Raw genomic sequence first — 12,916 nt, forward strand, 5'->3', positions numbered from 1 at the left:
ACGCTAATATCCCTGCAACGCCAAGGACGAAGGGTGACCGGGGTCACCCTACTCTATAACATCATCATACTACTGCGTTAACCTTACTCTTCCTTACCTAAGAACATCTTACGCAAGTAGTGTGGTACGGCATCATCAGCGTTAGAGCCTATCACTTCCAAATTCGGCAACACATCTTTTAGCCGTTGATGTGCGTCGCGCATGATGCAACCTTTGCCAGACATCGACAACATTTCTACATCATTCATGCCATCACCAAAGGCGATACAGTCTTTTAGTGAATAACCGATAATTTTAGCAACCTGTTCAAGGGCATGGCCTTTGGACACACCGCCTCCCATCACCTCAAGACAGGTTGGGAAGGAGAAACTGACGTTAACGCGATCTCCCCAGCGGGCATTAATAGCCTCTTCCAAGATCAGTAACTTGTCATGATCTTCGCAGGTGAAATAAACCTTACATACACCGTCAGTCGGCAGCAATGCGGGTTCAAATACCTGATAATTGAACACAGACTCACGGAAGAACTCTTCTTGTTCAGGACATTCGCGGTTCATAAACCATTCGTCGCCCAGATAGACGTTAGTCAGGATATCCGGATTATGATGTTCAAGATTGTACAAATCACGGGCAATATCCGCATCAAGGTTATGACTGAAAATCAATTCTCCCTCAGTGTTATGCACGCGCGCACCGTTAGAGGTGATCATAAAAGCACTGATCTCCAAATTATCGCGGATTTGTGCCACATCGACATGGTGCCGCCCGGTGGCAAAGACAAAATGCACACCACGCTGCGTCAGCAATTTGAGTGTTTCTTTCGTATAAGGGGTCAACGTATGATTAGGCGATAGCAGCGTGCCATCTAAATCGGAAGCAACAACATGATACATAGTGGTATGTTCTAACCTCTGGTGGCGTCGGCGCCTAATGGCCGACTGATGATTGATGTCGCGCGAAAAAACGCAATATGGCGCTAAGCGCCTCGGCACGCAGTGTGTCCCGCTCAAACAGGATCTCATGGCGAGCACCTTGAATGACCAAAGGCCGCCCCCCTTCACAGGGGTGCCCCGCCAACGTCATTGCCTGAGAAAAAGCATCGTGGGCTGGGTTATGAACCACCCGATCCTCACTGGCCTGTAACAATAATACCGGAGTGGTGATTTTCTCCGCTTCAGCAATAATTTGCTCCCCCACCAGCAAACTTTCACGTAGCCAATGGTAAGTGGGGCCACCCACGCGGATTTCGGGTGTGTCTGAATATTGGCGCAAATAGCGGCGATAACGCTCGCGGCTGTGAGTCAGCATATTGACCAAATACGGCAGTGGCCGCCAGTGCCCTGTACCAATCGCGTAATAATCCCGTAGCTTCTGGTGCCCTTCAGCCCAGTTAACAATGCAGTGTGCCAACCAGCCCGGCAGGGGTAAATGAATACCAAACATGGGCGCACATAACGCAACGGCATTAAATACATTAGGCTCTTTGGCTAGAAAACGCGTCAAGATCGCGCCCCCCATTGAGTGGGCCAGCGCAAAACGCTGCTGATAATGGCTACCGGTAATTTCGAGCTGCACCAGTTGTGTAAAATCATCAATATAATCATCGAATTTAATCACGTGACCACGGTTATGATCATCCAGCATACGCCCTGAACGCCCTTGCCCACGATGATCCAGCACCATAACATCATAGCCTTGCTGGAACAGATCATAAGCAACTTCAGGGTATTTGATGTAACTCTCGATACGACCTGGCACCACGACCACCACACGGGTATGGTGCGGTGCGCAAAAACGGACATAGCGAATGGGGATATTATCGACCCCGATAAACACTTGTTCGTCTCGTTGCTGCCAAAAATCCAACAATGGCCCATTAACAAAAGCAGCAAATTGCTCTTCTCGGGTTAACCAATTATTCATGTGATGACCTAACAGCATAGCGTAGTTATGTGGCTCTGGTTATACGAGCTTAACTATACGGACTTAGACAGACTTAGCTATATCGCCCTGGTTACATAGCCTGAGTTTATAGCCCTGATGTTATATTTTAATAACATAGAGAATATTGATGGCATGCTTTAGCCGACGTTACTCAGAGTTTTGTGAGCCATAGCACAACTATTGGCAATGGGGTATTGTGGCATAAATTTACCCATTCAGGGAGCTTTGCCGATGACCTTAGACTGGTGGTTAACCTATCTGCTGACAACATTGATCCTCAGTCTTTCTCCCGGTTCGGGGGCCATTAACACGATGAGCACTGCCATCAGCCATGGTACGCGTGGGGTCTTTGCTTCCATTTGCGGGTTACAACTGGGCCTGGCGGTGCATATCGTCTTGGTTGGCGTTGGTCTCGGTGCCCTGCTTTCTCAGTCCCTACTGGCATTTGAAATATTAAAGTGGCTCGGTGCGGCTTACTTAATCTGGCTTGGTATTCAACAATGGCGTGCCGCCGGGTCGCTTGATCTGCATACACTGGCAAACAGTATGCCCAGGCGTAAGCTGTTTAAACGTGCGGTGTTTGTTAACCTGACCAACCCAAAAAGCATTGTTTTTCTGGCCGCGCTATTTCCACAATTTGTGCTGCCACAGCAACCGCAGGTGGCGCAGTATCTGATTCTGGGCTGCACCAGTGTGATTGTCGATATTATCGTGATGATTGGTTATGCCACGCTGGCTACACGTATAGCTAGTTGGATTAAATCACCACAGCAAATGAAATTATTGAACCGAATATTTGGCGGCCTGTTTATGTTAGTTGGCGCATTATTAGCCACAGCGCGCAAAGTATAAAGAGCCTGTCAGGCTAGCCAACCGGGTTAAATACCCAGTTGGCTAACCCGTTAGCGAGACAATATCAGTTGGATACCAAAACCGGCAAATAACACACCTGCCAGCCCATCAATCCACTTGGAAAGCCGCTGATAACCACGGCGCATGGTGGGTAACGCAAATACGCAGGCCACCACGGTGAACCATAAGAAGGTTTCACCAACAATCAGGATAAACAACCCCCAGCGCGCACCTGCACCCACGTCATCACCGACAAACCATGAGAATACACTACCGAAATAGATAACGGCTTTTGGGTTCGATAGGTTGGTTAGCAGACCACGGATAAATGTACGGCCACGGGCGGGCAAAACCACCTGTACCTCGCCTTCGGCGACATCATGTTTAGCTCGGGCCGATTTCAATAGCTGCACCCCCATCCAACACAGATACATCCCACCGCCGACCATAATAATTTGATGCAACCAAGCCATTTTCTGCAAGATGAGATTCAACCCCATCAGTGCTACCCCAGCCCAGATAACAATTCCTAGCGAGATCCCAAGCACACCCATCATAGCCTCACCACGTGAGCGGCTGGCAGCGGTTTGCGATACAAAAAAGAAATCAGGCCCTGGGCTAATCAAAGCAACCAGATGAATAAACGCAACGGTGAGAAATAGCATCAACATAGATAAACCACTAATAACAGGGAAGATCGAAAAATTATGCTAACACGCGATTCAATTTTTATCGTTGATAGGATCATCGAGTAGCACCAATGGCTAACCCGATCTATTCGTCATCGTTGTTATCCACATGATCACGGATCAGGGCCATAAACGGCGCACCAAAACGTTCCAGTTTACGCTGACCGACACCATTAACGCTTAACAACTCGCTGGCGGTAATGGGCATCTGTTCAGCCATCTCCAGCAAGGTCGCGTCGTTAAACACCACATAAGGCGGGATATTACCTTCATCAGCAATCGACTTACGCAGTTTGCGCAGCTTCGCAAACAACTTACGATCGTAATTGCCTCCATAGGATTTCTGATTGGCACTGCTACGCACTTTCAGGCTCTGAATCCGCGGTACCGCCAGTTGTAATGGCAGCTCTGCACGTAAGACCGGGCGCGCCGCTTCAGTCAGTTGCAAGGCAGAGAACTGGGCAATATTCTGGCTTAGCAGCCCCAGGTGGATCAACTGGCGCAAAACACTGACCCAGTGTTCATGGGTTTGTTCACGGCCAATACCGTACACCGAAAGCTTGTCATGGCCCATCTCGCGAATACGCTGGTTATTCGCCCCACGCAGCACCTCAACGATGTACCCTAAGCCAAAGCGTTGCCCCACCCGATAAACGCAAGAGAGCGCTTTCTGCGCATCTGCCAGACCATCGTAGCGCTTCGGCGGATCCAGGCAGATATCGCAGTTACCGCAAGGTTGCTGTTTGCCTTCACCAAAATAGTTGAGCAGCACCAAACGGCGACAGGTTTGTGCCTCGGCAAACGCCCCCATCGCATTGAGTTTATGTCGTTCGATATCTTGCTGAGCACCCGCAGGTTTCTCTTCAAGGCAACGGCGTAACCACGCCATATCTGCCGGATCGTACAGCAGCACGGCCTCGGCCGGTAAGCCATCGCGCCCAGCGCGGCCCGTTTCCTGATAGTAGGATTCGATAGTTCGCGGGATATCAAAATGCACGACAAAGCGGACGTTCGGTTTGTTAATCCCCATCCCAAACGCTACGGTGGCGACCACCACTTGTAAATCATCGCGCTGGAAAGCCTCTTGTACCTGCGCACGGCGTTCGTTATCCAGCCCAGCGTGATAGGCGGCAACACTCAAGCCACGGCTTTGCAAACGGGCTGTCGTATCTTCCACTTTCGCTCGGCTATTACAGTAAATAATGCCACTCTTGCCGCGCTGGTCTTGTACAAAACGCCACAGTTGATCGAGAGGTTTAAACTTCTCAACTAAGGTATAGCGGATATTCGGGCGATCAAAACTACTGACCTGAATCAGAGGTTGGTCCAGATTCAGCAGGCGCACAATATCGCTGCGAGTGGCTTCATCAGCCGTCGCGGTCAATGCAATAACCGGTAGATCAGGAAAACGCTGCTTTAACTGACCAAGAGCACGGTATTCCGGGCGGAAATCATGCCCCCACTGGGAAATACAGTGAGCTTCATCCACTGCCAGCAAGGCGGGCCGCCATTGATACAGCTGATCAAGAAAACTCTCCATCACCAACCGCTCTGGCGCGATATACAACAGTTTAATCTGCCCACTGCGGCAACCGTCCATCACCGCCAGTTGCTGTTCGCGGGTTTGCGATGAGTTTAGGCAGCCTGCGCCCACGCCATAGGCCAACAGTTGGTCAACCTGATCTTTCATCAGAGAGATAAGCGGCGAGACCACTAATGTCAGACCATCGGTCACCAAGGCGGGGATCTGATAACACAAGGATTTACCACCGCCGGTTGGCATCACAACCAGGCAATCCTGGCCTGACAATGTCGCGTTGATAATCTCCTGCTGCCCTGGCCGAAATTGCTGATAACCGAAAGTATCTCGCAATACCTGCACTGCCAGTAATTCCCTGTTTATCACTGCTGCGGTCGACACACTTTTCCCCAACTATTAGATCTGCACAGGCCGGCTAACCGGCCTGTGTCTGAAACTGTTATAACGCCGGATGACGTTAAAGGACATCGTTCAACATGATACCTACACCCACCCGTGTTTGCCTAAAGTTATAGTCAATCATTGACTCACCGTAGCCACTGAATACCTGAGTATAGAAGCGAACATGTTTGGTAATTGGGTAGCTCCAGCCCATTTCCGCGCCACCGTAACCGGTATTCCAGTTATAGCGACCATCAAGGCTGAATACGCTGTCACCCATGGCATAACCGACTTTCAGGCGATAATACCCCATGTATTTAGTAATATCAGGGTTGTCATCTTTACTATCGCTTTCAGGAATACGATACCAAGGCTTCAGGTCGATTTCCAAATTGCCACGTTGTGCCATTACGCGGGTATAAGCACGGTTCCAGCTACGTGAGGTTGGGTCAGCTTTACCGTTGGACTGGTGGTTAACACCAAACTCAACTTCACGGAAAGTCCAGCCAGCTAATTCGTAATCCGTTGACCACGCCAAAAACAGCTGTGGCTCGTAGTTGGTTTCACGAAAAGGTGAAGATTCTTCGCTGTTGGATGCCTGCCACCATGAACGCTGGGTATAAGAAGCCCCCAATAATGAGTTATCCCCGGCAATACCACGCCAGATAGGGAAAGCTAAACTCAGTTGGAATTTTACTTCATCTTTATTTGCATGTTCAGCCCAATCATACGAGCTAATGGCTTGTTTATTGATCTCGTTGGTATAGGTGTATAGCAAATAGTTTGTTTCATACGGATAAAGTAGGAAAGGATTATCGTGGTCCTGCAACATTGCAGCGATAATACTGCCCCGCACTGCGGGCGCATCATGAATCTTTTCAATCGTTGCTTCTTCAGCCTGTGCCAATGTCGGCACCAGTAATAACGCAATCAATATCTGCCAAAATCTCGCCATAATTCCCCCATCACCCTCAGATTATTGCTATTTTTAATGAAAACAGCTCATTCTACACACAAATGTTACATTGGATTAGTGTTGTTTATCTTTATGATTTAATGGCTGGAAAACAACAAAATACAAGCATAAAATAAACAATTAATTAACGTATGATGTGGTTGCTTCTGATCGATAACGGTTGCTTCTAAGCGATAACTAAGAGAATAGAACATAATGTCAGTAACGCCCTTAACACTGGAAGACGCTCGCCGCATGATCGGCGAAAACTTTGTTTATCACATGCCATTCAACCGTGAATTAGGGCTGAAATTAGTCCGTTTTGAACAAGATTATGCCGAAATCACCTTCGATAATGATGACAAGTTGGTGGGTAATATCGCGCAAAAGATCTTGCATGGTGGTGTCATTGCCGCCGTATTGGATGTTGCCGCGGGCCTGGTTTGTGTTGGTAATAGCCTGATACGCCATGAACCACTGATTCAAGAGCAACTGCAAATAAGGCTGGCTAAAATGGGTACTATCGATCTACGAGTCGACTATCTACGCCCCGGCCGTGGTGAGCATTTTATCGCCAGAAGCAGTATTTTACGCAGTGGAAACAAAGTGGCTGTCGCCCGGGTTGAACTGCATAATGAAAAACAAATTCATATCGCCAGCGCGACGGCGACCTATCTGGTTGGCTAATTTAACCTACTACGTTGGTGATTCGTCACGCAAAGTTAAGTACACTAACCGCATCTCCTTCCTTGTACTCTGTACCGAGCCACACCATGGATAAACAACAAACTCGTCAGGGCATTTTTTTTGCTCTGGCTGCCTATTTTATTTGGGGCCTCGCTCCCGCGTATTTCAAACTCATCCAACAAGTGCCCGCTGATGAGATCCTGACCCACAGGGTCATCTGGTCATTCTTCTTTATGTTGATTCTGCTTACCGTCAGCCGTCATTGGCCACAGGTGCGCGACGCCTGCAAAAACCGTAAGCGCCTATTGTTACTGGCGGTGACAGCCGTTTTGATTGCCAGTAACTGGCTGCTGTTTATCTGGGCGGTCAACCACAATCACATGCTGGAAGCCAGTCTGGGATATTTCATTAATCCGTTGGTAAATGTGCTGTTTGGCATGTTATTTCTCGGCGAACGCTTTCGCCGGATGCAATGGGTCGCCGTAGCACTCGCCTTTGCTGGGGTGCTGATTCAACTGTGGCAATTTGGTTCACTGCCAGTGATTGGGCTGGGTCTGGCCATCACCTTTGCTTTATACGGATTGTTGCGTAAAAAACTGGGCGTTGATGCCCAAACTGGTATGCTCATTGAAACCATGTGGCTGCTACCAGTAGCCGCCGTATATCTGTTTTTCATCGCCGACAGCCCGACCAGCCACCTGAGCGCCAATGCCTGGTCGCTGAACCTGCTGCTAGCCGCTGCGGGCGTCATTACCACAATCCCACTGCTGTTCTTCACTGCGGCGGCCACCCGTTTGCGTCTTTCGACACTGGGTTTCTTCCAGTATCTCGGGCCAACATTGATGTTTATTTTGGCGGTGACGTTCTACGGTGAAACCATTGGTAATGACAAGATGGTGACCTTTATCTTTATCTGGGCGGCCCTGTTACTGTTTACCTTGGATGCACTCTATACCCAACGCAAACTACGCCGGTAAAATGCAAAAAAAAGCCCGGTCACTCAATTGGACTAACCCCAATATTGAGTGACCGGGCTTTTTTATTCGTTGCCGGATATTTTTATCCATACAACGCTAGAGCCAGTTTTTACGTTTGAAATACAGATAAGGAGCCAAACCGGCAATGATCATCAGAGCAATGGCCCCCGGATAACCAAATGACCAACGTAACTCTGGCATAAACTCAAAGTTCATCCCATAGCTCGATGCCACCAGCGTTGGTGGCAGGAAGACCACGGAAACCACCGAGAAGATCTTGATGATGCGGTTCTGTTCAATATTGATAAAGCCCATCGCGGCCTGCATCAGGAAGTTAACCTTCTGGAACAGGGATTCATTATGTGGCAACAGGGATTCGATATCACGCAGAACCTCGCGGGCCTGCTCTAACTGGCTGCTGGGCAAGCGGGCTTTACGTACCAGGAAATTCAGCGCCCGTTGGGTATCCATCAGACACAAACGCACTTTCCAGCCGATATCCTCTTGCCCTGCCAATGTGGACAAGGCAGCATCGTATTCATCACCCTGCTGGCCTTCCATAATGACGCGGCTTAAGGCCTCCAGATCACTATAAATATTCTCAATTTCGTCTGCCAACTGTTCAATTTTAGTTTCGAACAAATCCAGCAGCAGTTCATAAGCGTTGCCATCAACCAACGTCTGGTTACGTGCGCGCATACGGTACAAACGAAACGCCGGCAATTCACGCTCACGCAGGGTGTAAAGACGACCATCACGAATAGTAAATGCCACGGTCGAGTTACCGGCATGATCGTCAGCATCTTCGTAATAGAAGAATGAGTGAATATGCAGACCATCTTCATCTTCAAAAAAACGGGCAGAAGCCTCGATATCGTCCAGCTCTGGCCGGGTTGCCAGGCTTTGGCCTAACTCCGTCTGGACGCGTTCCCGCTCACCTTCTTCCGGTTCAACGAGATCGACCCACAGTGAGGAGGCCAGATCATCTGATTCATCCAGCTCCAAGCGAGATAAGCGATTGTTGTGTAATTTAAATGCGCTCAGCATGTGCCAAAACTCCCTTGCGGTGATGGATAGGGATACGCATTGAAGCACAGAAACAGGTGAATATCGAAATACCTATGTTTCAGACCATAAGAGACCTGACTCACAGCGACAATTTAGCGGGGCCGCTGACAACCACGAAGGCTATCAGCAAAAAAGAGGATAGCCTTAGAAGTTGCACCATATGAATAGGTTATTGAGCCAGTATCTACTGGGTGTGTCCAAGGCGAATGTCCTCATAAAGAATAGTGCGCGCATGTTACGCCGAGAAGAAAAAGACTGTCAACCGGTTAAAAATAGTTAATTCATGAGCACTATTTTCAGTTGTTGCCGATAAAATTTATTGTTAGCCAGCATGGCTTATCATACTCGCCAAAGATCCGCTCATCGTCTGCGTATAATACGAAATTTATCAGTCTGTTACTGTTGGCGATCTCACGATCAACTCTCTGACTAGAGGTATAGACTGGCGAGGTATCACATTTCGAGTCTTAGAGGGGGGCACTATTCGCGCTAAAAGACAAAAAAAAACCGAAGCCAGTAACAACTTCGGTTTTGCGTATCCTGCGTATTCATTTAGCCGATTACCGGACAAAACTCACAAGGCAGGCTTCCCACTGGTGTTGGCAAAAAGTATTAACGCGTTATATTTTTAAATTTTTTGGTGGTGTTAGTCAGGGCAATTTCTGTCGGTAAACGCTCCATTGAGCTGGCACCGTAGAAACCATCACATTGTGGGCAATGATCCATAATGTATTGTGCATCTTCCGGTGTAGAGATTGGCCCGCCATGGCACAGCACAATCACATCTTCACGGACGCCTTTAGCTGCCGCTGCCCAATCATTAATCAGAGGAACACAGTCGGCCAGTTTCAGTGCCGTATCCGCACCAATGTTACCCCCGGTGGTCAACCCCATGTGCGGCACAATAATATCGGCACCGGCTTGTGTCATCGCGATCGCATCTTCGGCGCTGAAGACATAGGGTGTGGTCAGTAAATCTTTTTCATGAGCCAAACGGATCATCTCCACTTCCAGCCCATAGCCCATACCCGTTTCTTCAAGGTTAGCGCGGAAATTACCGTCGATTAATCCAACGGTGGGGAAATTCTGTACGCCTGAAAAACCAAGTGCTTTCAGATGATCCAAAAAGTGATCAAATTGGCAGAAGGGGTCTGTCCCATTGACACCGGCCAGAACCGGGGTATTTTTGACCACCGGCAACACTTCTTTTGCCATATCGACCACAATGTCATTGGCATTGCCGTACGCCAGTAACCCTGCCAATGAGCCACGACCAGCCATACGATAGCGGCCTGAGTTATAAATAACGATTAAATCAATCCCCCCCGCCTCTTCACATTTGGCTGATAGCCCCGTGCCCGCACCGCCACCAATGATAGGCTCACGGCGGGCAATCATTTCCCGAAACTTGGCCAATATGTCCTGACGTTGAAATTTAGGCATGTGCTTCTCCACAAATAAAATACCCCTAATGGGAAGGGCGATTCACTATTTCTTTATTCACAATTTCTTTAAAGTTTTCGATGGCTGCCTGGGCAAACAGCGGGTCATTAATATTGAATGGGTAATGGACCACACGCCGCTTATCGGTTTGAATCACTGTTTCTTCCAGTGTGCGGATAAAGGCCGTTAGCGCGTTTTTATCCCAGAACGGTTGACCGGCGGCATCCAATGCTGAGAACCCCCCTTCAGGAATTAAAAAGCGCACTTCACCCTGACAACGATTTAACTTCTCGCCAATCCAGCGGGCCATTTCAATATTCTCTTGCTCAGTGGTGCGCATCAGCGTCACCTGAGCATTATGTTTATAGAACAGGCGGCCAGCATATTTAGCCGGGATGGTGGCCGGGCCGCCAAAATTGACCATATCCAGTGCACCACAGGAGCCGACGTAGGGAATATTGGTATGGGCTATTGCATCAAACCGTTCCGGCCCACAGGCCAATACGCCATCAAATAACAGGTCACAAACTTCCGTGGTCGTCAGATCAAGCACGCCAGCCAATAAACCGCTTTCGGCCAATTTCTCCATCGCTTTGCCACCGCTGCCCGTGGCATGGAATACCAAACAGTCATACTCATCCGATAATTCTGCACTAACCGCCTGAATACACGGTGTTGTTACCCCAAACATAGTCAGACCCAGCGCGGGTTTGTCATCAACCGGAGACGCTTCTTGAGCAAAATAAACCGCCCCCGCAACTTGGTGAGCCGCGTTACTGAGGACCCGCCGGGAAATACGGTTAAGCCCGGCAATGTCGGTGACGGAATACATCATCGCGATATCACTGGCCCCGATATAACCGGAAACATCACCAGAGGCCATGGTGGACACCATCAGTTTAGGGATACCAATGGGTAAACTTTGCATCGCTGGGGTGATCAGCGCTGTGCCACCAGAACCGCCCATACCAAGTAAAGCGGCAACATCAACGCGACTCGCCATAAAACGCTCGAAAGCGATAGCCATAGCATTAATGGCCTGCCCTCTATCACCACAAAAAACCGCCTGACGACCATCGGGGTGATAGCCCGCTACCGTTTCAGCGCGGACATCAGTACCGCTATCCCTCTGGCTCTCTTTGGTTGATAAATCAACGGTGACCGTTGTCAGACCGGTTGCCTGGATCAGTTCACTGACATACGCCAGTTCCTGGCCTTTGGTATCGGTAGTGGTAGCAATATAAATATGACGAGGCATCTGAACATCCTTCTATGAATGTGGTAGCGACTCACTTCCTGTTGCCACCTATCGGTTTCAACATGCTTATTTATAACGGCTTATTTTTTGAGGTGACATTTCTTATGGGGTAACTGATATTTTTTATGGCTCAAGCGATGCGTTTTATGGGTCAACTGACAGCACCGAATGATTAAGATAGCACCATATTGAGACAGCAGTATCATTATCGCAAAGGGCACATGTAGAATATGAGACGGTAGTCTCAAAATTCATGTCAGAGTGAAACGCATGGATAGTGATTTGTGCTAGCGGTTTGGTATAGTGAAGCAGATATAATCAGTATACGAATGTGGTCCACAGACTCATTAAATCGATAAATTCATTAGATCAGCAAACTCATTAAGTCTATAAACCATGGAGCAACCGTGAATACTCAGGATAAACAAGAAGGTTTCTCTCCATCGTTAACGACCATTAGAGCCAGAACCCGGCGGTTACTTATTGATACCGCGATGTCGATGTATGAGCGTGGTGCATTCCCATCAATCACCGAAGTCGCCAGCACGGCCCAGCTTTCTCGTGCTACTGCTTACCGTTACTTCCCGACGCAAAGCGCGTTGGTTGCAGCTATGGTTGATGAGAGCCTCGGTCCAATATTGGCTTGGCAGCCCACCCAACCGGATACGCGGCAGCGTATTGCCGAATTATTGTCCTTTGCTTATCCGCGCATGTTGCAACATGAAGGCGTGTTACGTGCAGCTCTGCATTTATCGCTACAGCAATGGGCTGACACCCGCAGCGGCAACAGTAACAACAGCCATGAAGAGAAGTTAATACGTGGGAACCGGAAACGATTACTGAAATTAGCAGTCGAGCCACTGGAAGGGAAGTTGGCGCCGGAGGCCTTGCAACGGGTGATCCATGCCTTTTCATTAATCTATGGCTCTGAAGTTTTTATGGTACTAAAAGATATTTGGCATCTGGACGAGGCGGGGATTCAGGATGTGACCCAATGGATGGGCAAGGCCATTTTGTTGCAAGCAGAAACCGATGCCCAACTGGCGGCTCAAGACAAGACTCACTCGTGAGAATAATGAGAGAGAGTATAAGAGCAAATAGGTGGCCGCACTGACAATGCAA

12 protein-coding genes are annotated in these 12,916 nt (G+C 48.8%); 4 read left to right on the plus strand and 8 right to left on the minus strand.

What is annotated here, in order from left to right; all coding sequences use genetic code 11:
* Positions 1-83: 83 nt before the first annotated feature.
* Together yigL and pldB are read right to left on the minus strand one after the other, a co-directional pair.
* Positions 84-893, minus strand: coding sequence for a sugar/pyridoxal phosphate phosphatase YigL (gene yigL, locus AC971_RS07625; RefSeq protein ID WP_025382166.1), 810 nt, complete (start codon positions 891-893; stop codon positions 84-86).
* Between the two features lie 34 nt (positions 894-927).
* Positions 928-1,941, minus strand: a complete 1,014-nt coding sequence (pldB, locus tag AC971_RS07630) for a lysophospholipase L2 (protein ID WP_025382165.1) — start codon at positions 1,939-1,941, stop codon at positions 928-930.
* A gap of 234 nt (positions 1,942-2,175) precedes the next feature.
* Here pldB and rhtB point away from each other — a divergent pair, with 234 nt between their 5' ends.
* A complete protein-coding gene (gene rhtB / locus AC971_RS07635; protein ID WP_025382164.1) occupies positions 2,176-2,796 on the plus strand; it encodes a homoserine/homoserine lactone efflux protein in 621 nt (206 codons plus the stop codon).
* A gap of 50 nt (positions 2,797-2,846) precedes the next feature.
* Here rhtB and rhtC read toward each other — a convergent pair whose 3' ends face one another.
* The 3 genes from rhtC to pldA form a co-directional block, all read right to left on the minus strand.
* Complete coding sequence (rhtC, locus tag AC971_RS07640) at positions 2,847-3,467, minus strand: threonine export protein RhtC (protein ID WP_025382163.1); 621 nt, start codon at positions 3,465-3,467, stop codon at positions 2,847-2,849.
* Positions 3,468-3,570: 103 nt separating this feature from the next.
* Positions 3,571-5,406, minus strand: coding sequence for an ATP-dependent DNA helicase RecQ (gene recQ / locus AC971_RS07645; protein ID WP_025382162.1), 1,836 nt, complete (start codon positions 5,404-5,406; stop codon positions 3,571-3,573).
* A 76-nt stretch (positions 5,407-5,482) separates the two neighbouring features.
* Positions 5,483-6,361 carry a phospholipase A gene (pldA, locus tag AC971_RS07650; RefSeq protein WP_025382161.1) on the minus strand — a complete coding sequence of 293 codons (879 nt, stop codon included), beginning with the start codon at positions 6,359-6,361 and terminating at the stop codon, positions 5,483-5,485.
* A gap of 216 nt (positions 6,362-6,577) precedes the next feature.
* On the opposite strand from pldA, the gene AC971_RS07655 reads away from it, so the two are divergent.
* Positions 6,578-7,048 (plus strand): thioesterase family protein, encoded by a 471-nt coding sequence (locus AC971_RS07655; protein ID WP_025382160.1) that lies wholly within the window; start codon positions 6,578-6,580, stop codon positions 7,046-7,048.
* Between the two features lie 86 nt (positions 7,049-7,134).
* Complete coding sequence (rarD, locus tag AC971_RS07660) at positions 7,135-8,025, plus strand: EamA family transporter RarD (protein ID WP_002211481.1); 891 nt, start codon at positions 7,135-7,137, stop codon at positions 8,023-8,025.
* 96 nt (positions 8,026-8,121) lie between these two features.
* Here the strand turns inward: rarD and corA are convergent, their stop codons facing one another.
* From corA to AC971_RS07675, 3 genes are all read right to left on the minus strand, one after another.
* Entirely contained in the window at positions 8,122-9,072 is a 951-nt protein-coding gene (corA, locus tag AC971_RS07665; protein ID WP_025382159.1) for a magnesium/cobalt transporter CorA, read from the minus strand.
* A 633-nt stretch (positions 9,073-9,705) separates the two neighbouring features.
* On the minus strand, positions 9,706-10,536 hold the full coding sequence (locus AC971_RS07670) for a phosphoenolpyruvate hydrolase family protein (protein WP_025382158.1): 831 nt from the start codon (positions 10,534-10,536) through the stop codon (positions 9,706-9,708).
* A gap of 25 nt (positions 10,537-10,561) precedes the next feature.
* Positions 10,562-11,794 carry a Tm-1-like ATP-binding domain-containing protein gene (locus tag AC971_RS07675; protein ID WP_025382157.1) on the minus strand — a complete coding sequence of 411 codons (1,233 nt, stop codon included), beginning with the start codon at positions 11,792-11,794 and terminating at the stop codon, positions 10,562-10,564.
* Positions 11,795-12,201: 407 nt separating this feature from the next.
* On the opposite strand from AC971_RS07675, the gene AC971_RS07680 reads away from it, so the two are divergent.
* The gene (locus AC971_RS07680) at positions 12,202-12,864 is read left to right on the plus strand and encodes a TetR/AcrR family transcriptional regulator (protein ID WP_025382156.1); all 663 of its coding nucleotides are present in this window, start codon (positions 12,202-12,204) and stop codon (positions 12,862-12,864) included.
* Positions 12,865-12,916: the final 52 nt, after the last annotated feature.

Source organism: Yersinia similis (genome assembly GCF_001053095.1).
Taxonomy (GTDB): domain Bacteria; phylum Pseudomonadota; class Gammaproteobacteria; order Enterobacterales; family Enterobacteriaceae; genus Yersinia; species Yersinia similis.